Source organism: Breoghania sp. (genome assembly GCF_963674635.1).
Taxonomy (GTDB): Bacteria; Pseudomonadota; Alphaproteobacteria; order Rhizobiales; family Stappiaceae; genus Breoghania.
This window is the reverse complement of record NZ_OY771475.1, coordinates 3869386-3892063: the sequence shown is the minus strand read 5'-3', so window position 1 is coordinate 3892063 and position 22678 is coordinate 3869386. Positions and strand designations below refer to the sequence as shown.

The following is a 22678-nucleotide window of genomic DNA, read 5'->3' as shown; positions in this document are numbered from 1 at the left end:
GCAGAAAATGGGTAAGGTAACCGGCTTTCTCGAGATCGACCGGCAGGACCAGAAGTATCAGCCTGCCTCCGATCGCATTCGCCACTTCCGCGAGTTCACCCTTCCGCTCTCCGAGCCGGAAGTGGTGCGCCAGGCGGCCCGCTGCATGGATTGCGGCATTCCGTTCTGTCACGGCCCGGATGGCTGTCCCGTGGACAACCAGATCCCCGACTGGAACAATCTCGTCTTTGAAGAAGACTGGATGGAGGCCACACGCAACCTCCACTCCACCAACAACTTTCCGGAATTCACGGGCCGCGTCTGCCCGGCGCCCTGCGAGGAAGCGTGCACGCTGAACCTTGAGGACATTCCGGTCAACATCAAGACGGTCGAACAGTCCATCGCCGACAAGGCATGGATGAACGGCTGGATCACGCCAGAGCCTTGCGAAAAGCGCACCGGCAAGAGCGTCGGCATCGTGGGGTCGGGCCCCGCGGGCCTTGCGGCGGCCCAGCAGCTTGCGCGCGCCGGTCATGATGTCGTGGTCTATGAGCGCGAGCCCTTTGCGGGCGGCCTGCTGCGCTATGGCATCCCCGACTTCAAGATGGAAAAATACCACATCCAGCGCCGCGTCCAGCAGATGGAAGCGGAAGGCGTGGTCTTCGAATATGGCGTCGATGTCGGCACCACGGTCTCCGTCGCCGAACTGAAGAGCCGCCACGACGCGTTCCTCTTCGCAACGGGGGCCGAGCGGCCGCGCGATCCGGGTGTGCCCGGCATGGAGCTCGACGGCTGCCACTGGGCGATGCCCTTCCTCGTTCAGCAGAACCGCCGCATCAATGGCGAGGACGTTTCCCACGAGGAGCAGCTGTGGGCCGGCGGCAAGCATGTCGTCGTCATCGGCGGCGGCGACACCGCATCGGACTGCGTGGGAACCTCGTTCCGTCAAGGCGCGGTTTCGGTGACGCAGCTCGACATTCGCCCGATCCCGCCGCTGAAAGAGGACAAGCTGGCGGTATGGCCCTACTGGCCGACCAAGTTCCGCACCTCCTCCTCGCAGGCCGAAGGCGCGGAGCGCGAATTCTCCGCCGCCACGCTGGCCCTGATCGGTGACGAGGACGGACACGTCACGGGTGTGAAATGCGCCCGCGTGGACGAGCGCCGCGTTCCCATCGAGGGCACGGAATTCGTGCTGCGCGCAAGCCTCGTGCTGGCGGCGATCGGCTTCTCCGGCCCGCGCCTCGACACCTACATCAAGGAACTGGGCGACGATCTGGAACTTGATCCGCGCACCAACATCAAGGCCAACACCGAGGACTATCGCACCTCCGTGCCGGGCATCTATGCCTGCGGCGATGTGCGCCGCGGCCAGTCGCTGGTGGTCTGGGCGATCCGCGAAGGCCGCCAGGCCGCACGCTCCATCGACCTGGACCTGATGGGCACGACCGAGCTGCCGCGCTGAGGCAAGCGGGATTGAAACGACAAGGACGGCGTGGTCTTCGGGCCGCGCCGTTTTTTTATGTCTGTGTGAGAAAAGGCGATAGGCACGAGCGGGTGGCCGATCCTTCGAGACGGCCCTTCGGGCCTCCTCAGGATGACGTTAAAGGTGGCGCACACTCCGCAGGTCCGCCCAACCACACAACGTCATCCTGAGGAGGTCGCGTCAGCGACCGTCTCGAAGGATCGGCCGCTTGCTCGACAGGCCCGACAGCCATTTGCGGACAGGGCGCAGACGCCCGTCGTCTACGCCGCGCGCATGCTTGTCAGGAACTGGCCGACCTGCTCCTCCAGGCGGCCCGAGAGCGTTTCAAGCTCCCCTGCCGCCGCACGCATTTCCTGCGATGCGCCGTCACTGGTCGAGGTTGCGGCCGCAAGCCTGTCCACGTTGAGATTGACCTGCTCGGTGCTGCCATTGGCATGAACGACCGAACGCGAGATCTCCTGCGTCGCCTCTGTCTGCGCATTCACCGCGCCGAGTATATGCCCGGAAATCTCGGAAATCCGGGTGATCGTGGAGGCAATGGAACGGATGGCCTGCACCGCCTGATCGGCGACCTTCTGCACGGAAGCCACCTGCGCGGAGATTTCCTCCGTCGCCTTGCTGGTCTGTCCGGCAAGCGCCTTCACCTCATTGGCAACGACAGCAAAGCCGCGCCCCGCCTCCCCGGCCCGTGCCGCCTCAATGGTGGCGTTGAGCGCCAGAAGGTTGGTCTGATCGGCGATCTGGTTGATCAGATCCACCACTTCGCCGATGGCCTTTCCGGTCTCCGCGAGCCGGCCGACAATGACGTCCGTCTCACGCGCCTCGCCAACCGCTTCCTCCGCAATGGCGGCGGCTTGCGTCATTTCCCGCCCGATGCCGCTGATCGCCTCCGACAGTTTTTCAGCCGAGGACGAGACCGCATCCACGGCGGAGTTGGAATCGGCACAGGCCTGCGAAACCGCCGACACCGCATCGCCCGAAGCGCCCACAGCATCGCGCAGATTGTCGGTGTTGGAGCCGACCTTCCCGGCCGCGACGCTTAGTGCCGCCACCACGCTCATGACGGAGCGCTCGAAGTCTTCCGCCACATCCATCATCAGCTGATGACGTTCCTCATCCGCCCGTCGCTGCGCCTCAGCCTGCTCCTCCGCCTGGGTGCGGGCGCGTTCGGCCAACCCGGTTCGAAACGCGATCACCGAGCGCGCGATCGCGCCGATTTCGTCATTGCGCGACCCGCCATCGATATGAACCTCGTAGTCCCCCGCAGACATTTGCTCCAGACCGCCCTGCAGCCGCTTCAAAGGCCGCGCCACCCCGTAGGCGAGCACAATCGCAACGATGACGAAAACAATGCCCACCGGCATGCAGACAAGCGCGATCTGCATCATCTGGTCGATGATCAACGCGTTGATGTTGGCGCTCAGATCGCCGCCGACGAAAGCTGCTGCGAGATCCGGATTGCCGAGGGTGGAGGTAAGCGCTTGGCCGAAAACATAAAAGGAGTAGGCCGTACCGGCCACCATGATCGCGGCGGCACCGGCAACCAGCAGCATGAAACGGGCGAGGATGGTCAGGCGGAAAATCGAGCGGGAAGCTTCAAGCATCTGGGAACCTCGGCTACGCACGGCCCGCAAACGGGAAAAGCAGCTGATGCAACCCTTGCACGCGCCTCCCGTCTACGTGTCGATCCGAAGTCTGCTGGTCATAGGTAAAAATATCGTAGCGAAAGAAGGCGCCTTGCTGCGACTATTCTGTCCGCCGGAAGTCGTCGACACGCCCTTCAACCCTGGGTAACGCCCGCCCTTCCACGATCAACCTGTGCTGAAGCGAGCCTTCCGTTGGGATCGCCGGCGCGATCTCCTCGCCCGCCAGCGTTTCTTCTCGCGACGCGCCGCCCGTCAAAAGGACAACGTTGCTGTCGCCCCCTGGAAAGGCCAGTTCCAGAGCCGGTCCTTCCCCCAGAATTCGCGCAAGACGTTGCTGGACGAAGAACGCGACTTTCCGATAGCCCGGCCAGGTAAAATAAAGGCCATCATTGGTGCGCAGCCTCTGGCGCTGACCATCCACGTCGGCGCCAAAGGAGGTGTATTTCCCCTCCTCCGACAGGAACGCTTCCCAGATATCGACAAAGATGCCGTCGGCGGTTTCCACCTTCTCCTTGTAGAAATCGTTCAGATAGCTGAAGTCGGAGCGCCGATCGGGGCCGCTGACCGGCGGCAGCCCCACCCAGACAAGCGGCCTGCGCCCATCGCGAACGGATGCGACCGTCCTCTGGACGAGAGCCCGATAGACCTCCTGCCACGCCGGATCGCGGAAATTCGTGCGCTGACCATCCAGCACGAGGCCACGGCGATCATCGGTGCCCAGCATCACGACCACAACATCGGCCTCGCCCCTTTCCAGACGCGCCTTGATGCGTGTCGGCCAGTCGGGGTCGGCCTCGCGCAAGAGCCCGTAGGAACGCGAAATTTCGCTGTCCACCTTGATGGTCGGCGTCTTTGCATAGGAGGCCTGCAGACCGCGCGCGAGCCCTTCGGCCATCTTGTCGCCAACGACCAGAACCGTTCGCGCATTCTCGGTTTTCGGTTCTTCCACAACCTTGGGCTGGGTGGGCACCGCACGGGTGATCGAGCGCTTGGGCCTTTCCGGCTCACGCAGCTTTCGCGTGGGGCGGGAACTGCGCCCACCCCGGAATAACCGCAACAAGGGCGACAGCGGATGCCAGCCGCGATCGTTCTGGGCGAGCACGATCTGGCCATCCTGAAGAGAGGGGGCGGACGTCGACGGCTTCATCACCGTCAGTGTCGCAGAGACGGAGGACGGGCCGGACAAACCCGCTGTGGCGGGTGCGGCGGACGCGGCGGTCCCTGTTCCGGCAACGCCAAGCGTCGTCAGAAACGTCACGACCAGACCGAGAGATCGAATGCCCGACGCGCGCATGATTGCTCCGTTTTTGCCTTTTCGCGCACCATATACCGGCCACGGGCGCGCGCAAGCCATCCATCCGCCAAACACCGGCCTGTCACCGGGAAAGACCAAGCCTAGCTGCCCTGCAGACGCTCCAGAAGATGCAGGCTGGCAAACCCGTCGGGAGCCATGCCGCGACGGCGCTGATAGGAGCGAATGGCGGCGCGGGTCTGGTTGCCGACCTTGCCATCCACGGTTCCGGCACTGTGCCCGCGGCTGTTGAGGAGCGCTTGCATGCGCTTGGTCTCCTCATCATTGAGCGGGCGATCGCCGTCCGGCCAGTTGCGCGCGAAAGCGTTGCCGCCGCGCAGACGATCGGAAAGATGGCCCACCGCCAGCGCATAGGAATCGGCGTTGTTATAACGCTTGATGACATCGAAATTCTTCAACATCAGGAAGGCCGGGCCGCGCGCGCCGGCCGGCGCCAGCAGGTAAGCCTCGTCGGATGGACGCGGGAAAGAGCGGCCCATGGAGCGCGTCACGCCCAGCTTCGACCATTCCTCCAATGTGCGCTTCTTGCGGGTATCGCCAAGCGCATAGTTGAAGCCCTTCGGCAACTGGACCTCGTAGCCCCATGTCTTGCCCGGCTCCCAGCCTGAGGAATTCAGATAGGCCGCGGTGGAGGCCAGCGCATCGGGGATGGAGCCCCAGATGTTGCGCCGCCCATCGCCATCGAAATCGACCGCATAGGCGTTGTAGGTGGTGGGAATGAACTGGGTATGGCCCATCGCCCCCGCCCACGAGCCGGTCATGCCCGCCAGATCGATATCCCCGCGCTGGAGGATCTTCAGCGCGGCGACGAGCTGCGTCCGCCCGAATTTCTTGTAGCGTCCGCCATCAAAAGCGAGCGAGGCCAGCGAGCGGATGACCGAGCGCATGATCTTGTCGTTGTCGAGCACCGCGCCATAGGAGGATTCCATGCCCCAGATGGCCACGACCACATGCCGGTCGACGCCGAAGGACTTCTCGATCTGATCGAGCACGGGCCCGTAACGGGCGAGCTTTTCCCGCCCGTTCTCGATACGCGAGCTGGAAACCGTGCGCTCCAGATAGCCCCACACGGGCCGCACGAACTCTGCCTGATTGTCCGTCTTGGCAATGACCTCCCGATCGAGCGTGACGCCACGCATGGCGTGATCGTAGGTCGTCTTGGAAATACCGGCGGCCTGTGCCTGACGCCAGAAGGCCCGTTTCCAGCCATCAAAGCCGGACTGGGCCTGCGCCGGGATCGCGAGTGTGGCCGCAACCAGCATGGCGGCAGCCATGCGCGCGGCACGTGATCGCAAGAAACGTCCGTCGAAGGATCGAATGGCGGATTTTGCCATGGAAAGCATCTCTACTCCGTTATCCGAAAATCGATGTTCATCTGGCGATCGAAACAACAGGATCCCCGGCAAATCCGGCAGAGGAATGGCGGGGTCGCCCCCAACCATCCAGCTCCGCCTCAACGCCGGATGCGAACCCCTGCTTCGATCGTGTGACTGTTGTAATCCTGACCGACCCGCGAGCTGTCGACCCGCTCGAAGCTGTATTGCGCCTGCAAGGCGGCGATGTCGGAGATGGCATAGGTCGCCAACGCGCTGCCGGTATAGGTCAGCTCGCTCAACTCGACGCCCTGATAGTCACGCCGCGCAACGCCGCCCGACACCGTCACGGCGAGGTCATTTGTCAGCGAATGCGCCACCGACAGGGTGCCCGAATGCACGAGAGACCCGGACGCTCCGGCCAGGGATGAGGCCTCGAAGGCCGTTGATGCGTTCAACCGCACCGTGGTGAGCCGGGACGGCGACCAGACGAGATCCGCATCGGCCAGAAGTCCCTGCAGCTTCTTGTAAACGGCCCCTTCAAGATCTTCGGAACGCCAGCCGATCCCGACCTCGCCGGTCAGTTTCGGCCCCGCATTGAGGCCAAGGCCCGACCGCAACGCATAGCCCTTCGCATTGCGTTTCGAACCGTCGTCGAAGAAGCGTCCGAGAACGGTCGCCTCGGCAAAGGGTGAAAGGGTCGCGCGCAGATTGTATCCGAGCCGCACCGACCCGGAGGCGACCATGTTGTCCCGGTTTCCAACCTCTGTCCCGCCGCTGTAGAGCGTCGCGTCGAGATTGCCGCGCAATGTCACCGCGACGAGCCCCGCATCGCGCGTCACCGCCAGCGAGCCACTCACGCCGTGCTGATAGGTGCGCTTCGCCCCGCCCGCGCTTTCCGGGCTCGACTGCGATTCCGGTGAAACCGTATAGCCCGCGCGCGTCTCAAGCGTCGTCACCTCGCCCGCGTCGATGCGCAGCGTGGCCGACGCCTCGGCACTGCTTTCGCTGGAGGATGTCCCCGCTGGCGGATCGGGATAGCCGGTGAATGTGCCCCTGAACGTCGCTTCAAGGGAATGGCGATCCCAGTCGCTGGAAAGACGCAAGGAAGGCTCCACACGCGCCAGCGTTCCGCCCTCGCCGCCCGCAACGCCTTCCACGTTCGAACTCGCGCCTGCACGCAGGATCAGTTCCGGATAGAGAAGAAACGTGCCGACGCGGATGCCCTGCGGCTGGTCGCGCAAGGTATCGCCGCCGAAGGGCGCATCCCTGTCCGTGGCCGCCCCGATGGAGCCCGTCGTCAACGGCGCGGCAGGCGCGACCGGCGCCAGCGGTCCGGCGGACTGGATGGGCCGCGAGGGGGGAACCGGCCCGGCACGGGTATCGGTGATCCTGTTGGCAGACGACGTTCGCCCTGAACCACGCACCTCATTGCCAGAGGCCGTCTTATTGTCGGAGGCAGCCTTTTGAGCTCCCGGGGACACCTTGGAACCGGCTGCATTGCTTGCAGCCGCATCGCTCGCCCCGTCGAAAATCAGGAAATCATCGCCGGCCGCGCCATCCTCGACATCGCCTCCCGGCTGCCCAGTCTCCAGCGTGCCGCGCAGGAAATCCGAATCGTATGCCGATTCAGATGTCTGTGCAGCGGCGGCCGTTGCGACGGCCATCACGCAGAATGCGGGCAGGATGCGGTTCATTCGCCTATGTGATCCGGTCGCGAAACAGGCCGGACACACAGCCCGGCATACTTTCCGGAGTGTGAAAAACTTTGGTTAATTTTGTCTTGTAAATGACGTCACGACCGCAGTCGGTTGTAACAGGCTCTCACCGGCCCGTGCACAGCTTTGCACCGCCCCCCGGCGCGTTCGTCTCGCAATTGCCGCAAATGTTTGATGTTCAGGGCAAAGAATGCGAAACAGGGCGCACGCGGAAACGCATGAATGCGCGCCTGACGGGCGCGTGTCAGCGATGCAGACCGCTTTGGTTTGGCCGCGCCGTTTCAGACAGGGATGCTCGAAGTTGAACCCGGAAAACAAACCCGGATCGGAGGCGGAAGCCTCGACCGATGAACGCGCCCGTGGTTGGATCGCCTCCGCCGAACGTACGCTCGATACCGAAATCGCCGCCATCCAGGCGCTGCGCGCCGCCCTCGGCAATGGCCTCTCGGCCAAGTTTTCCCGGGCCGTCGATGTCATCGGCAAACTGACGGAAGGCCGCCTGATCGTGACCGGCGTCGGCAAGAGCGGTCATATCGGCACCAAGATGGCCGCCACCTTCGCCTCCACCGGAACGCCTGCCTTCTTCGTTCATGCAAGCGAAGCCAGCCACGGTGACCTCGGCATGATCACCGAGCGCGACGCGGTGATCGCCATTTCGTGGTCGGGCGAAACACAGGAACTGGCCCCCACCATCGCCTACACGCGCCGCTTCAATGTCCCGCTGATCGCGGTAACCTCGCGCAAGGACAGCGCCCTGGGCCGCGCCGCCGATGTCTGTCTCGATCTGCCGCGCGTTGATGAGGCCTGCCCGCTCGGGCTCGCCCCCACCTCCTCCACCATCATCCAGATGGCGATCGGCGATGCACTGGCCATCGCGCTTCTGGAATCGCGCGGCTTCACCGCCAAGGACTTCTCCGTCTTCCACCCCGGCGGACGGCTGGGCGCCAGCCTGCGCCTGGTGCGTGACATCATGCATACGGGGGACGACCTGCCGCTGATGCCGCTGGGCACGCCGGTGCGCGAAGCCATCGTCCTGATGACGCAGAAGGGCTTCGGCTGTCTCGGTATCGTCAACGAGTTGCACAAGCTCGTCGGCATCATCACCGACGGTGACCTTCGCCGCCATATCGACAGCAATTTCCTCGACCGCACGGTGGAAGAGATCATGACGCCGTCTCCGAAGGTCGTCGCCCCCGACCTGCTCGTCGCCTCCGCGCTCGAACAGATCAACACCTCCTCCATCACCGCGCTGTTCGTCGTCGAGGATGGCCGTCCGATCGGCATCGTGCATTTCCACGATCTGCTGCGCGTCGGCGCGGCCTAGCATCGCACCCTGCGCGGGGCGCTCCCTTCAGGCGGGTGCCCCGACAAGACTGCAGGCTCATGCGCGCAAACCGGATCGCGTCGCTGGAAAGTGCGCTTATATTCGGGGGGGCTGCACCTGGGCCGGGCCGGGTCCACTCCCGCGGCCCCGCGCATTTCGGCCATTTCTTCGCAGGAAGGACGACGACCTGCGAAGAAATTCATGACACTTCCCACATTGCAAAAATCCGCTTGCAAGGCCTCCGCGTTTTCCCTTTGTAAACCATAAGCATGGCGAAGTGCTTCTGGCAGCTATTTGCGGCCGCGATTAGCAATTGTTTAGCGACGCTCCCGCTATTGTGGCGCGAACAATCGGGACATAAAGAGATCGGGAAACCACGCTCAGGTCGGGGCACTCGTCGGTAAACCACTGAGTCTTAACGTAAACGAGGATAGACGGCGCGTCCCTTTGATGCGCGTCTGTCTGAGGAGCGACATTCGGTTATGGATCTGGGTAGTATCATCGGCGTTGTCGGGGCCATGGCAGTCGTCCTTGCGGCGATCTTTGTCGGCGGCAGCTTCAGCCAGTTCGTGGATATTCCGTCCATTCTCATCGTCATCGGCGGCGGCTTTGCAGCAACCCTCGTCCGCTTTCCCATCGGCGGCATCGGCGGTGCGCTCGTGCTCGGCTCCAAGGTCGCCTTCTCGCACAAGAAGGTGGATCCGCGCGAATTGGTGGAGAAGATCTCCGAACTTGCCGACATCGCGCGCAAGTCCGGCCCGCTGGGTCTGGAAAATGTCGAGATTTCCGAGCCGACGCTGGCCCGTGGTGTGCAGTACATCGCCGACGGTTATGACGGCGATTTCATCAAGGGATCGATGGAACGCGAACGCGACCTTTTCCTTGAGCGTCTGTCGGAAGGCAAGCGCGTCTTCAAGGCGCTGGGCGACAGCGCCCCCGCCTTCGGGATGATCGGCACACTGGTGGGCCTCGTGCAGATGCTTGCCAACATGGATGACCCTTCCACCATCGGTCCCGCCATGGCGGTGGCTTTGCTGACGACACTTTACGGGGCGTTGCTGTCCAATGCGGTCTGTCTGCCGCTGGTGGACAAGCTCGACAGCAAGTTCGACATCGAGGAACTGAACCAGACGCTGATCATCGACGGCGTGATGCAGATCCGCGAGTCCAAGAGCCCGGCGATCATCCGCGAGATGCTTATCGCCTATCTGCCGGAAAAGAGCAGAGCCGACTTCCAGGAAGCCGCGTAAGGCGGAGGACGACCAGTGGCCAAGAAAAAACAAGCAGCCGGCGGCGCTCCCGAATGGTTGGTGACATTCGCGGACCTCATGTCCCTGCTCGTATGCTTCTTCGTGCTCATCATCTCCTTCTCCATTCAGGACAAGGAAAAGCTGCAGGTCGTCGCCGGGTCCATGAAGGACGCCTTCGGCGTGAAGGAAAACTCGCGCCGCAACGGCATCATCGAAGTGTCCGGCATCCCGATCCGCAACTTCATGAAGGACGTCTCCCAGCGCCCGCAGGAAGAAGAGTCCGATTTCGCCACCGAGCGCCATGAGCGGCGCTCCAAACAGGGCCCGGAAGCCAATACCCACGACGTGGAAAAGGCGAATATCGAGCGCCCGCGCCAATTCGCGACCGCCGCCGCCTCCATTCGTCAGGCCTGGCAGGAAATGCCGGAAATCACGGAGTTCCAGTCCAATCTCGTGATCGAAGAGAACGAGGAAGGGCTGAACATCATGCTGGTCGACCAGGATGGCCGCTCGATGTTCCCGGAAGGCTCCAAATACCCTTACGAGACCACCCGCACCCTGCTGTCCAAGATGGCTCCCGTGCTGATGAGCATGCCCAACCGCATCAAGATCACCGGGCACACCATGTCGGGAAGCGGCGTTCAGGGATCGGGCTACACCAACTGGGAACTCTCCGCCGACCGCGCCAATGCCGCGCGCCAGATCCTGTCCGAATACGGCGTGAAGGACGATCGCTTCTTTGCGGTGGTCGGCAAGTCCGACACCGATCCGCTGTTTCCCCACGACCCCTATCTGGCGGCCAATCGGCGGATCTCGATCCTGCTGATGAATGAAAGCCCGCCATTGCCAATCGACTACAAGCCCTGACGATTGCCAAGCCGGGCAAATACCCGGGAGGATGAGAAGAACAACGCTCCTCATCGCTCTTGTCTGCGGAGGCCTGAGGGGCCTCCGATCTGCTCTGTCTGGCCCTGGGGAAAAGCGCGACCCTATTCCTCGGCCGTCATCACCCGAAGCACCGTCCCGTCCACCTCCACCACACGCACCCGTGTGCCTTCGGGCAGATCCGGTCCCGTGATACGCCACACCGTATCATCGACCTGCAGACGTCCCGAGGCCTGCCGGATCGGTTCGCTCAGCACGAATTCACGCCCCACATAGCGCGCGCCGCGACGATTGAGGCCAGGTTCCCCTTCCCGCTCGCCCCCGCGCAGATTGCGCAGGATATAGCGACGGCCGGCGAACAGGCAGGCAAAGGCGATCACGACAAAGATCACCACCTCCACCTGCCAGCTGAGGTCCACGAAGATCGCCAGCGTGCCGACGATCAGGGCGGACACGCCGAACCACAGGAAGAAGGTGCCCGGCGCGAGGATCTCCAGTCCGAGCAGCAACAGGCCCAGTATGTGCCAACTCCAAGGCCCCAGGTGGCCGATGATGGTTGCGAACAGGCTCACGGACGATCATCTCCCGAGGTCTGCCCGACCCCGCCGGAGCGCGTGGCGGGAATACGGCCGGAACGCCGATTGCTCGATGCCGGCGCTTCGCCCGTGAAGGTCTCACGCGCGATCTCGCCGATACCGCCCAGCGCACCGAGAATGGAGGTCGCTTCCAGCGGCAGCATGAGCGTCTTCTGGTTCGGCGACTTGGCCATCGCCTCCAGCGCCTCCACATAGCGGTTGGCGACAAAATAGTTGATGGCCTGAACGTCACCCGCCGCGATCGCCTCGCTGACCATGGTGGTCGCCTTGGCTTCCGCTTCCGCCTCGCGCTCGCGCGCCTCCGCATCGCGGAAAGCCGCCTCACGCCGGCCTTCGGCCTCCAGAATCTGCGACTGCTTCTGGCCTTCCGCCTTCAGGATCTCCGACTGCCGCTTGCCTTCCGCTTCCAGGATGGCGGCACGCTTTTCGCGCTCCGCCTTCATCTGTCGGCCCATCGCCTCCACGAGATCGCGCGGCGGGTTGATGTCCTTGATCTCGATGCGCGTGATCTTGATGCCCCACGGCTCCGCAGCCGTATCGACGACGCGCAGAAGCTGGGCGTTGATCTCGTCGCGGTTGGACAGAAGCTGGTCCAGATCCATGGACCCCATCACGGTGCGGATATTGGTCATGGTGAGGTTCAGGATGGCATTTTCCAGCCCCAGAACCTCGTAGGAGGCGCGCGCTGCATTGACCACCTGGTAGAAGGTCACGCCATCCACGGTCACCGTGGCGTTGTCGCGGGTGATCACCTCCTGCGACGGCACGTCCAGAACCTGCTCCATCATGTTCATCTTGTTGCCGATGCGATCGAAGAACGGAACAATCAGGTTCAAGCCGGGATGAAGTGTGCGGGTGTACTTTCCGAACCGCTCGATTGTGTAATTGTAGCCTTGGCTCACCGTCTTCACCCCGGCGGCAAAAACAAGCACCACGAGCAGGAAAAGAACGATAATGAAAACGTCTGAGCCGGTCAGAAAGTCCATGGAAGATCTCCGCAAAGAGGATCGGCGTTAAAACCGCCGCGATACAGTCGACGCACGGGCGTGACTATGCCCGCTCATGCGCACGGGGAAAAGATCAGAGTGCCCGCTGCTAGGCAACCCAGCCGCCAAGCTCGCGCCGCACCACGGCCTCGATCACGCGCATGCCCTGCTCACTGTCATTGAGACAGGGGATATGGGAGAACTTCTCGCCGCCATGTTCATGGAAGATCTCGGCATTCTCGCCCGCGATTTCTTCCAGCGTCTCAAGGCAATCGGTCACGAAACCGGGATTGACGATGGCGAGACGCTTCACGCCTTCGCGCGCCAGCTTTTCCACGGTCTTGTCGGTGTAAGGCTGAAGCCATTCCTCCGGGCCGAAGCGCGACTGGAAGGTGATCCGCAGCCGGTCCTTGTCCCAGCCAAGCCTCTCGCGCAGCAGCCGCGCCGTCTTCTGGCAATGGCAGTGATAGGGATCGCCCTTGTCGAAATAGGATTGCGGAATGCCGTGGAAGGACGCCAGCACCACCTCCGGCTCGAAATCCAGGCTCGCCAGATGCGTTTCGATCGAATTGGCCAGCGCATCGATATAGATCGGCTCGTCATGATAGGCGGGGACCGTGCGCAGCGCCGGCTGCCAGCGCATGGACTGCAGCACCTCGAACACCTTGTCGTTCACCGTGGCCGTCGTGGAAGCGGAATATTGCGGGTAGAGGGGAAAGGCGAGAATGCGGTCGCACCCTGCCGCCGCCAGCGCATTGAGACGTTCCGCGATGGAGGGATTGCCGTAACGCATGGCCCAGTCCACCACCACCTCGGGCGAAGAGGACAGCGCCTCGCCGAGCTTTTCGGCCTGTGCGCGGGTGATCGTGCGCAACGGGCTCTCGTCAAGCTCCTTGTTCCAGATGGAAGCATAGGCTTCGCCCGACTTGGACGGACGGCGCATCAGCACAATGCCATACAAGATCGGATACCACAGCAGCCGCGGCCATTCGATCACCCGCTTGTCGGACAGGAACTCCGAAAGATAGCGCCGCATCGACCAGTAATCCGTGCCGTCCGGCGTGCCGAGATTGATCAAGAGCACGCCCACCTTGCCGACCGCCACCTTCGGGTGATCGGCGGGAAGGTGCAGTGTGCTGGAGGAGGGCTGAGCCGGGCTCCGGCCTGTTGCGACGGACTGGACCGTGGTCTCTGTCATGGCTTTACGCATTGCTCCTCAGTCGGGATGGGCAGCGATAATCGGGGCGGGCGGGATCCGGCATTCGGGCTGAAAGCTGAACATGGACCGGTTGAAAGCCGAATATGGGCATGACCACGATATTGGCAAGTTTTCGAGGGCAAGTTTCGCAACGGCGTTTCTCGTGTTCCTCCCGCGCCAGGCGTGGTGCGGGACGCTCCGCTTCCCGGACCGCTTCGCGCGACCCGAAATGCGCCTTCCCCGCCAGTCCTTGCAGGATGGATCGCCTGTCGTGGCCCCCCAAGCAATGACCTCCCCGTCCCCCGTTTGAGCCGTGCGCCTGCGATAGCCAGACATAGCGCATATCTCAAGCCCGCGCCATGCCGGCCGCCGGTTGGGCCTGCCCCGACGCCGTCCATCAGAGCAACGACTTAAGCATTACCCAATAGACTGATCTTCAAGTATTTTTCAGACTTGCGCATCAAGATTGCGGCCAACAGCGCCCGCAAGGCGCGACATAGACAAGGACAGGCGCCATGGCATTGAACGACCCGTTCGATCGGGACGGCCTCGGAGACGTCTTGATCATCGATCCGCAAGCTTTCGGGCGCAGGCGGATGACGGCGCTGGTCACCGAGATCGGCAGCAACGGCATCGTCGGCTGCGATAATCTCGCCGACGCCCTGTCCGCGCTTGTCGCCCAGCGTTTCGATCTGGTGATCATCGACCGACGATTGGGCCTTCCCGCCATCGGCTGCCTGATCCGCGCGTTGCGTCAGTCGAGCGAGCCCAGATTTCGCAACATGACCGCGATGTTGAGCACGGACCGCATCGACCGCGACCATGCCAGAAACGCAGGCGCCCTGGGCTTCGACGGAATCGTCGTCACGCCCTGCACCGCGCGCATCCTCAACGACCGCATCGACGCGGCAGGCGCAATCTGGAACCGCCGCTTCCCCGTCGCGTCGCGGGCAAGGCGCATCTACGGAACACTCGACGACCACCAGACCCAGCCGCCCGCGCGCCTGCTGCACCTGCCTGCACGTTGAAACGAAAGAGGCCGCGACCGGCGGCCCCTGGCGGTACGTCGTCGGGCGGTACGTCGTCGGGCGGCACGTCGTCCGGCGGCACACGGCCTTTCGCCCCGCCGCCATCTGTTGTCCCGCCACAGAGCAACCGCCCTCATCCCGGCGCAAGACCGACATCAGGCGAATCCAATGCGATACCCGCCTCCGGCCGGATCGAAACAGCTTAATCCAGGTAATAGCGCCGGGCAGTGGAGAACCAGAACTCCACGATGGTGTTGAGGATCGCGCTCATGCCTTCCAGCGTGTCGACCTTGGACACCACCGCATTGGCCCCGCTTTCATAGGCGCGACGAATGGTTTCCTCGTCTGTCGCCGTGGTCAGCACACAGACGGGCACCGAATGCAGCCGTCCATGCGCGCGCAGCTTGTGCAGGAAGGTCGTGCCGTCCACCACCGGCATGTTCAGATCAAGGATGATCAGATCCGGTGGGGCGTTCTCGTCAGCTGCAGCCTGTTCCAGATACTCGAAGGCCTCGCGGCCATCCTCGCAGACTTTCAACTCCAGTCGGATCGGCGCATCCCGCAGGGAGCGCTTTATGACCAGAATATCGTCGGGGTCATCTTCGACCAGCAAGACACGCGCATCCACCAGCGGATCTGCATGTTCTTTCTTGTCCGACGCGGTACCCATGAACCAGAAACCTCACCGTTAATAGTAACAATGCGACGACCGACCTCACTCGACGGCAATGTCGCACAGACAGCTTCCCACTTCGTTACAAAATACTATAGTGTCGAATGGACAGGTTCCACAATAGAATCGGCTTTGATCAAGTGAGGCGAAGAGGGCGTTAATCATTGCAAAATTGCCGCAAGGTTGCCGGGATTGACGGAAATCAGCCATTTTACTTCGACCTTAATTTTCTTCCCACTCCGGCATTGCGATTGAGGCCGGACAGCACGATCTCTTTTGCAAATCATCACTATTGCGTTATCTTCCGTTGCGGTAAGCCCCTGCCAGAGGGCTGTAATCTTCTGGATTTCGTTCCGTCACCGAGCCATAATCGGATCCGCAATACAATTGCCGGTCTGACGGTTGAAAGCCCCGAGACCGTCCTGGAGTTTCCAGTCACTGACGGACAGGGGCGCAATTGCTGGGCGCAATGGAGCCTGAAGGGGCGCTTTGATTCGCATGGCGAATTGATTGACGCGGTTGCAGTCGGCCGTGTCATCGCGGAAGAGTTGCGCTACCGAAATGCGCTGGAAGACCTGATGCGCATCTCGAACGACGTCGGAAAGAGCCAGGAGGAGCGTGCCCGCATGATCCTGTCTGTGGGCGTGAAGTATTTCGACGCCGACCTCGCCGGCATCACGCGGCTGGAGGGCGATCTGGCCAATCCTCTGGTGCTCAACTTCCATCTCGATCACCTGCGCGAACGCCACCCCTTCCCGCGCGAAAAATCCTATGTCGATCTGGTCCTGCGGGCCGGGCCAGTGGTGGCCATTCACGACATCCGCGAGACCGAATACGTCAATTACCCCTTCTACGAGAACCTGCCGCTCCAAAGCACCATCGCTTCCGAGGTCTATGTCGGCGACCGCTTCTACGGGATCATCAATTTCGGCACGCTGAAAGCGCGCACGGAGCCCTTTTCCGACAAACAGATCCAGTTCTGCCGGCTGATCGCCCGCTGGATCGGCTACACGCTGGAAAAGCACTTCTTCTATGTCGGGCTTCAGGTGAGCGCGGAACGCTATCACCGGATCTTCGAGCACGCGCCGATCATGATGGCGGTCGTGGACAAGCAGGGGCGGCTGCTTGACGTCAATGCAGCCTGGCTGCAGCGGCTCGGCTACAATCTGCGCGAGGTGATCGGGCGCAACCTGGCCGACTTCGTCACACCGCAATCGCGTGAGGCTCTTGACGCCGAACCGCTCGACCGCCAACCGCTGACGATTGCCACCCAGAATCTCGACTTCATCACCCGCGACGGCGTCATCTTGGCCACCCAGCTCTCCTCACTGGCCGTTTCCGCAGAGGATTTGCCGATCCTGTGCGTCTGGGTGGACATGAGCGAACGCAACCGCTTGCGCGAAGAAATGAACGCCGCCAACCGCGCCATCATGCGCGCCAACGAGGACCTCAAGCGTTTCAACACCGTTGCCGCCCATGATCTGCAAGAGCCGCTGCGCAAGATACGCCTCTATGGCGATCAGCTCGCAAAACACCTGCCGGAAGACTGCGATCCGGAAACCGGCCATGCCCTTGAAGTGATCACGCGTGCGGCCGAGCGGCTGTCCAGGCTGGTACGCGATCTGCTGGCGTTCTCACGCGAAAGCGAGCGCGGCTATGCGAGCGACCCGGTCGACCTCAACCCGCTGATTGAGGAAGTGCTTGGCGACATGGCCCTCTTGATCCGCGAGACCGAGGCAAACGTGAAGATTGCCCCCCTGCCGAAGGTCAACGGCGATGCGGTGCCACTCCAGCGGGTCTTCCATAACCTCATTCTTAACGCCCTGAAATACCGCCATCCCGAACGCCCGCCCGAGGTCGAGGTGTTCGCCCGCAAGTGCAAACAGGGCAATTGCGAGCTCGTCGTGCGCGACAACGGCATCGGACTGCCGGAAGGCGCGCAAGAGGAGATCTTCGAACCCTTCGTGCGCCTTCATGCCTCCCGAACGACGGGAACAGGCATCGGGCTGGCGCTGGTGCGTTCCATTGTCGAGGGTCACGGCTGGAAGGTCATCGCACACGCGCGCGACGATCAACCGGGCACCGATTTCGTCATCCAGACGAATACGGCGGCAGCCGCCGGGCAAAATCCGGATGACGTCCCCTCCCCCAGAAACGACAAGAGGTCCTGAGTGGCAAAGGCAAGATCCGGTCCCGACCCGATCGACGGCGCTGCGCACTTGGCGTCGCTGCAGGATCTGCCCATGCCCGCAACCTTGTTGACAGCGGATGGCGTCATGCTGGAGGCCAATCCGGCCTATTGCGAGGCGTTCGGACTGGAGCATGAGCAGATCATCGGGCGCTCCATCTTTGAACGGGCCAACGAAGAAACAGAGCGGCTGACCCGAGACTACTTTGGCCGCCTCTCCCCGTCGCAGCCGAACGTGACCTCGCGACCGGTCCTGCAGGTCCTGCATCACCGCGAAAGGCGGCGCATCTGGCAGTTGAACGGGGTTTTCGATGCGGATGGCGCGTTGGAGAAGATCCTGATCCTGTTCTGGGATGTCACCGAGGAGTATCGCTACAACGAAACGCTGGAAGACTTGATCCGCATCACCAACGACCGCTCGCTCGACACCGACGAGGTCGTGGAGGGTATTCTGCAGATTGGCCACGCCTATTTTCGCATGACTGCCGGCGTCATCAGCCGCTGCGGCCCGGAAGGGGTGACCGCCGAATTCCAGGTCCGCCATGACATCTCGCCCATCGGCGCGACCGTACCGCTCGAATACTCCTACACCTCCATCACCCATTCGCGCGGCAGCATCGTTGCCATCCAGGATATCTTCAAGACCCCCTATGCGGACGCCCCCTTCCGCAAACGGCTCAACATGCGAAGCTTCCTGAGTGCGGAAATCCATGTCGACGGGAAACTCTACGGGGCGCTCAGTTTCGCATCGCCGGAGGCGCGCGACGCCCCCTTCAAGGACGAAGACATCCAGCTGATCCGCATTCTGGTGCAGTGGCTGTCCTACGCGCTCATGCGGCGGCGCAGGATTGCGGAGCTGCGGGGGAGCGAGGAAAAGTACCGCTTCATCTATCAGAACTCGCCGATCATGATGCACACCGTCGATGCCGATATGCGGATCACCGACGTCAACAAGACCTGGACGGATACGCTGGGCTATTCGCGCGAGGAGGTGATCGGTCGGCCGATCGCCGACTACCTGACGGATGCAAGCAAGGCAGACCTTCCCGACAACATATTCGACCTGATCGAAAATCCCTTTGTCGATGTTCCCTTCACCACGGTGCGCGCCGACGGAACACTGGTGGAGGTGGAGGCGTCCACGCTGGTGGGATCCAGCAGTTTTCCCTTCACCGTGCTCGCCGTGATCAACAATGTCACCGACCGCAATCGCGCCCTGCGTTCGCTTGCCAGGCTCAACGAGGGGCTGCATCGCACCAACGAGGGACTGAAGCGCTTCAACGCCATCGCCGCCCACGACCTTCAGGAACCCTTGCGCAAGATCCGCCTGTTCGGCGATGTCCTCACCGAATCCCTTTCCGGGATAGAAGACGAGAACGTGCGCAATCCGCTGACAGTCATCAAGCGATCCTCCGACCGCCTGACCAAGCTCGTCAACGACCTCCAGACCTACACCCGCGAGACCCAGCGCGGCGTCAAGCGCCTGCCCGTCGACCTGAACCGGCTGGTGAGCGATACCCTGACCTCCATCGTGCCGCCGATCGAGGCGGAGATCGAGATTTCGGCTCTGCCCCAGGTGACCGGCGACCCGAAGTCGCTGTCCAGCCTCTTCCATCACCTTTTGGGATTCGCGCTGTCCGGCACGCAAGGTGAAAGCCCGCGCGGCCTGCGCATCGAGAGCCGCCCCCTGAAGCAGGGCTCCGCTCTGCTCACCATCACCGACAACGGGTCAAGGCTGCCCGGCACGCAGGGCGATCGCATCTTTGAACCCTTTGCCCGCCGCAGTCCCTCGCACGCAAGCGCGGACCCGGTCGCCAGCGAGGTCGGCATTGGCCTTGCCATCGCAAAGTCGATCGTGGAGGGGCATGGCTGGCAAATAACGGCATCGGCAAACCCGGATGGCGCGGGAACGATGTTCACCATCGAGATACCCGCCCACCAGATCATCCACCGTCACATCCCCGCCCCGGCCATCGTCACCGATGAGGCGGACGGGCGCGCTCAGCCGTAATCGCGCGCGTCCTCGATCACCTTGCCGTCATTGGGGAGTGAGCCCGGCGCGACCGCTTCCACGGTTCCCCCGAGCTTCGTCACCTCACGCAAGGTGGCGGCCACCGCATCCGGCAGACCATCCGCCCCCGGCGGCACCTCGATCTTCAGGCTCATGACATCCTGTTCATCGGCGCGCGAGACCACAAGCCGCGCCCGGGCAACCTCCGGGTGACGCTTCATCACGTCCGCCACCTGCTCGGGATCGACGAACATGCCCTTCACCTTGGTGCGCTGATCGGCCCGCCCCATCCAGCCCGCTATCAGGGTGTTCGTGCGGCCACACGGCGATTGGCCGCCAACCACTTTCGTCATGTCGCCCGTGCCAAAACGCACCAGCGGATAGGACGCATTGAACGAGGTCACGACGATCTCGCCCACCTCGCCATCCGGCACCGGATCGTTGGTGCCTGGGCGCACGATTTCCAGAATGAAATCCTCGTTGAGAATGAGGCCCTGTTGCGCCTCGCTCTCATAGGCGATGACGCCGAGATCGGCGGTCGCATAGCACTGGGTGACCGCGACGCCGCGCGCGGCATAGTCCTCGCGGAGCGAGGGAAACAGAGCTCCGCCGGAGACCTGCGCCACCTTGATCGAGGAGCAGTCGAGGCCGAGCTCATCGGCTTTTTCAAGGATCGCCTTCAGGTAGTCCGGCGTACCGCACCAGCCGCGTGGACGAAGCGCCGCGGCGGCTTGCGCCTGCATTTCCGTCATGCCCGCACCGGCGGGAAAGACTGTGCAGCCCAAGGCCCGCGCTCCAAGATCGAGGATAAAGCCACCCGGCGTCATGTGATAAGCTAGGGAGTTGTGCACGATGTCGCCGGGCCGAAACCCCGCCGCATAAAGCGCGCGCGCCGCCCCCCAGGGATCGGCGCCTGCGCCTTGCGGTTCCCAGACCGGGCCCGGAGACAGAAACACCCGCTCCGGAGCACGTCCCAACGCCGCGAACCCGCCAAAGGGCGGCATTGCCTTCTGGGCCGCCATCAACTGGGGCTTGCGCAGCACCGGCAAGCGGGCGAGAGCCTCGCGCGAGGTAATCTGCGTCGGATCGATGTTCTCCAGATGCGCGGCAAGGCCCGGCGCGGCGGAAACCGCCTTTGCAAGAAAGCCCGGCAACCGCCGGAAAAGCTCTCCCTCGCGTTCCTGCGGATCGCGCGTTTCGCGCGTATCAAATTTCTCATTCATCTGACTCTGGTCTCCTCCCGGCCCGAAGTTCCTGTCCAGGGACCTTCGGAAGCCTCAAAGGCTTCCATCCCCCTCATGTACATGCCCCAGGCTTCAGCCTTCGAATCCAGCCCGGTCGACCCGCCCGCTTCGGCAATTGCTACGCGCCTCCGGCACGGGCTCTGCGGCATGGATAAGATCGGCAAGGGGCGTATGCTCGTCCGCGTGCCCGCGCAGTTCGATCCGCAATTCCCGGATCATACCCCTGTCACAGGTGATGGCGACCCGCGATCCCGCTCCCTGACCAAAGGCGTCATCAAAGGCGTGGCGAATGCTGCGCGCCGTGACCTGCCCGCCCACATTGGCCGCCAGAAGATCGCGCACGGCGGAGCCGTTGATTACGTCAACCATGGCGATCGAGGCCCGGAAATAGGCGTCAGGATCGCTGTTGCCGAAACAGCTTCCGTGTTTGATCCATTCATGGCGATGAAGGTTTGACCGCGTGCCGGGCATGACGCGCTCAAGCTGGCGTCGGGTCTCCGGCTTCAGCGGGATCGGATCGAGCGCACCGTAGCGCCCGGATTCATCGAGCGATTTCTGCTCTGCGGGCACATTGCAATAGAAGTTGCCGATCGGTTGTGGCCACAGCCCGTGCAGCGACAGATGCCGTGCATCGTAACGCCCGGGCGATTGGCTCCGGCATTCCGGCTTCGAACGATGGGTTTCGCAAAAAGCGGGCGCCCAGGTGATCGCCAGCAGATATTCCGGCACCCCGGCCTCATGCCATGTCGGTTGCGGACGCGACTTGGACCGACCTGCGGGCTCAAGCGGGGACACGCGCGGCACGACTGCCTCATCCTTACTGGCGGCGCCCGTTACCAGATGCGCACCACATCCGGCCGCCACCCAACGCAGGCGCGGCTCCGCGCCCTCCACCTCGATCCGGTAATGGGTCGCATCGCGCCGGTTGGCCGCATGGACCGGATAGCTGCGCTCTGCCTGCGTCATCACATTGCCTGGATTGGTCCCGGCCTTGATGTTCTGCGTCGCGGGACAGGCAAGACGCGCGACGAAGCGCCCCTCAACCGCGACCTCAGCTTGTGCGGCAAGCGGAAGCGCGATCAGCAGGGCTGCCAATGCAGCATAAATCCGGTTCAGCATGAAAGCTCCCAAGGCGCGGGGTCCTGGCCCGAATGGCGTCACATGTATGGTGGCAGGGCTCAGCGAAAAGGAAAAGCCCGCGCGCGCGTCTCTGCCATAGGGAGAGACCGGAGCGAAGCTCTGCATGAGAGTATCGGTGTCTCCGTATCCACGAGAGATCCCATCCCCTCACCCCAGCCCTCTCCCCATGGGAGAGGGGGTACCATCGTGCCCCTTGCGGGGTCGCGGACAACCGACAGACCCGAGACGGCAACCTCAACGCAAAGCCAGACGCGCCGATGAAAAGACCAGCCTCATCACCTCTCCCAAGGGGAGAGGTCGGCGCGAATGCGCCGGTTGAGGGGCGACAGGCCCCTCCGTATCCACGCGCGCATCCCATCCCCTCACCCCAACCCTCTCCCCGTGGGAGAGGGGGACCATCGTCCGCCTTGCGGGATCGCGGATAACCGACAGCCCCGAGAGGGCAACCTCAACGCAAAGCCCAACGCGCCGATGAAAAGACCGGCCCCATCACCTCTCCCAAGGGGGAGAGGTCGGCGCGAATGCGACGGGTGAGGGGTGACAGACCCCTCCGTATCCAAGCAGCATCCCATCCCCTCACCTCAGCCCTCTCCCCATGGGAGAGGGGGGACCATCGTGCGCCTTGCGGGATCGCGGATAACCGACAGCCCGAGACAGCAACCTCAACGCAAAGCCAGACGCGCCGATGAAGAGACCGGCCCCAT

Annotated in this window: 17 protein-coding genes; 7 read left to right on the top strand and 10 right to left on the bottom strand. The window is 63.0% G+C overall.

Going from position 1 to position 22678, the window contains the following annotated elements:
- Positions 1-7 precede the first annotated feature (7 nt).
- Positions 8-1441, top strand: a complete 1434-nt coding sequence (locus ABGM93_RS16885; protein WP_319775048.1) for a glutamate synthase subunit beta — start codon at positions 8-10, stop codon at positions 1439-1441.
- A 281-nt stretch (positions 1442-1722) separates the two neighbouring features.
- Here ABGM93_RS16885 and ABGM93_RS16880 read toward each other — a convergent pair whose 3' ends face one another.
- From ABGM93_RS16880 to ABGM93_RS16865, 4 genes are all read right to left on the bottom strand, one after another.
- A complete protein-coding gene (locus ABGM93_RS16880; RefSeq protein WP_321501438.1) occupies positions 1723-3066 on the bottom strand; it encodes a HAMP domain-containing methyl-accepting chemotaxis protein in 1344 nt (447 codons plus the stop codon).
- Positions 3067-3208: 142 nt separating this feature from the next.
- Complete coding sequence (locus tag ABGM93_RS16875) at positions 3209-4402, bottom strand: GDSL-type esterase/lipase family protein (RefSeq protein WP_321501436.1); 1194 nt, start codon at positions 4400-4402, stop codon at positions 3209-3211.
- Between the two features lie 101 nt (positions 4403-4503).
- Entirely contained in the window at positions 4504-5715 is a 1212-nt protein-coding gene (locus ABGM93_RS16870; protein ID WP_321501434.1) for a lytic murein transglycosylase, read from the bottom strand.
- A 158-nt stretch (positions 5716-5873) separates the two neighbouring features.
- Complete coding sequence (locus tag ABGM93_RS16865; protein ID WP_321501432.1) at positions 5874-7430, bottom strand: outer membrane beta-barrel protein; 1557 nt, start codon at positions 7428-7430, stop codon at positions 5874-5876.
- 388 nt (positions 7431-7818) lie between these two features.
- On the opposite strand from ABGM93_RS16865, the gene ABGM93_RS16860 reads away from it, so the two are divergent.
- From ABGM93_RS16860 to ABGM93_RS16850, 3 genes are all read left to right on the top strand, one after another.
- Positions 7819-8775, top strand: coding sequence for a KpsF/GutQ family sugar-phosphate isomerase (locus tag ABGM93_RS16860; RefSeq protein WP_321505981.1), 957 nt, complete (start codon positions 7819-7821; stop codon positions 8773-8775).
- Between the two features lie 482 nt (positions 8776-9257).
- Positions 9258-10025: a MotA/TolQ/ExbB proton channel family protein gene (locus ABGM93_RS16855; protein ID WP_321501430.1), complete on the top strand. Its 768-nt coding sequence runs from the start codon at positions 9258-9260 to the stop codon at positions 10023-10025.
- 15 nt (positions 10026-10040) lie between these two features.
- Entirely contained in the window at positions 10041-10892 is an 852-nt protein-coding gene (locus ABGM93_RS16850; protein WP_321501428.1) for a flagellar motor protein MotB, read from the top strand.
- Between the two features lie 122 nt (positions 10893-11014).
- Here the strand turns inward: ABGM93_RS16850 and ABGM93_RS16845 are convergent, their stop codons facing one another.
- The 3 genes from ABGM93_RS16845 to hemH all read right to left on the bottom strand — a co-directional run bounded on the left by ABGM93_RS16845 (position 11015) and on the right by hemH (position 13690).
- Positions 11015-11476 (bottom strand): NfeD family protein, encoded by a 462-nt coding sequence (locus ABGM93_RS16845; protein ID WP_321505979.1) that lies wholly within the window; start codon positions 11474-11476, stop codon positions 11015-11017.
- A gap of 2 nt (positions 11477-11478) precedes the next feature.
- Positions 11479-12492 (bottom strand): SPFH domain-containing protein, encoded by a 1014-nt coding sequence (locus ABGM93_RS16840; protein WP_321501426.1) that lies wholly within the window; start codon positions 12490-12492, stop codon positions 11479-11481.
- Between the two features lie 109 nt (positions 12493-12601).
- Positions 12602-13690, bottom strand: a complete 1089-nt coding sequence (hemH, locus tag ABGM93_RS16835; RefSeq protein ID WP_321501424.1) for a ferrochelatase — start codon at positions 13688-13690, stop codon at positions 12602-12604.
- A 560-nt stretch (positions 13691-14250) separates the two neighbouring features.
- Here hemH and ABGM93_RS16830 point away from each other — a divergent pair.
- Complete coding sequence (locus ABGM93_RS16830; RefSeq protein ID WP_321501422.1) at positions 14251-14718, top strand: hypothetical protein; 468 nt, start codon at positions 14251-14253, stop codon at positions 14716-14718.
- 202 nt (positions 14719-14920) lie between these two features.
- Here ABGM93_RS16830 and ABGM93_RS16825 read toward each other — a convergent pair whose 3' ends face one another.
- On the bottom strand, positions 14921-15388 hold the full coding sequence (locus ABGM93_RS16825) for a response regulator (protein ID WP_319775038.1): 468 nt from the start codon (positions 15386-15388) through the stop codon (positions 14921-14923).
- A 509-nt stretch (positions 15389-15897) separates the two neighbouring features.
- On the opposite strand from ABGM93_RS16825, the gene ABGM93_RS16820 reads away from it, so the two are divergent.
- Together ABGM93_RS16820 and ABGM93_RS16815 are read left to right on the top strand one after the other, a co-directional pair.
- The gene (locus tag ABGM93_RS16820; RefSeq protein ID WP_321501420.1) at positions 15898-17562 is read left to right on the top strand and encodes an ATP-binding protein; all 1665 of its coding nucleotides are present in this window, start codon (positions 15898-15900) and stop codon (positions 17560-17562) included.
- Entirely contained in the window at positions 17563-19590 is a 2028-nt protein-coding gene (locus ABGM93_RS16815; protein WP_321501418.1) for a PAS domain S-box protein, read from the top strand.
- Here the strand turns inward: ABGM93_RS16815 and ABGM93_RS16810 are convergent.
- Together ABGM93_RS16810 and ABGM93_RS16805 are read right to left on the bottom strand one after the other, a co-directional pair.
- Entirely contained in the window at positions 19581-20813 is a 1233-nt protein-coding gene (locus tag ABGM93_RS16810; RefSeq protein WP_321501416.1) for an AMP-binding protein, read from the bottom strand. The genes ABGM93_RS16815 and ABGM93_RS16810 overlap by 10 nt on opposite strands.
- A gap of 93 nt (positions 20814-20906) precedes the next feature.
- The gene (locus tag ABGM93_RS16805) at positions 20907-21953 is read right to left on the bottom strand and encodes a ribonuclease T2 (protein ID WP_321501414.1); all 1047 of its coding nucleotides are present in this window, start codon (positions 21951-21953) and stop codon (positions 20907-20909) included.
- Between the last annotated feature and the right edge of the window lie 725 nt (positions 21954-22678).

What these genes read in the sequence shown, in the direction of transcription:
- ABGM93_RS16885 (WP_319775048.1), top strand. Translation starts at nt 8, where the DNA reads ATGGGTAAGGTAACCGGCTTTCTCGAGATCGACCGGCAGGACCAGAAG.
- ABGM93_RS16880 (WP_321501438.1), bottom strand. Translation starts at nt 3,066, where the DNA reads ATGCTTGAAGCTTCCCGCTCGATTTTCCGCCTGACCATCCTCGCCCGT.
- ABGM93_RS16875 (WP_321501436.1), bottom strand. Translation starts at nt 4,402, where the DNA reads ATGCGCGCGTCGGGCATTCGATCTCTCGGTCTGGTCGTGACGTTTCTG.
- ABGM93_RS16865 (WP_321501432.1), bottom strand. Translation starts at nt 7,430, where the DNA reads ATGAACCGCATCCTGCCCGCATTCTGCGTGATGGCCGTCGCAACGGCC.
- ABGM93_RS16855 (WP_321501430.1), top strand. Translation starts at nt 9,258, where the DNA reads ATGGATCTGGGTAGTATCATCGGCGTTGTCGGGGCCATGGCAGTCGTC.
- ABGM93_RS16840 (WP_321501426.1), bottom strand. Translation starts at nt 12,492, where the DNA reads ATGGACTTTCTGACCGGCTCAGACGTTTTCATTATCGTTCTTTTCCTG.
- hemH (WP_321501424.1), bottom strand. Translation starts at nt 13,690, where the DNA reads ATGACAGAGACCACGGTCCAGTCCGTCGCAACAGGCCGGAGCCCGGCT.
- ABGM93_RS16825 (WP_319775038.1), bottom strand. Translation starts at nt 15,388, where the DNA reads ATGGGTACCGCGTCGGACAAGAAAGAACATGCAGATCCGCTGGTGGAT.
- ABGM93_RS16810 (WP_321501416.1), bottom strand. Translation starts at nt 20,813, where the DNA reads ATGAATGAGAAATTTGATACGCGCGAAACGCGCGATCCGCAGGAACGC.
- ABGM93_RS16805 (WP_321501414.1), bottom strand. Translation starts at nt 21,953, where the DNA reads ATGCTGAACCGGATTTATGCTGCATTGGCAGCCCTGCTGATCGCGCTT.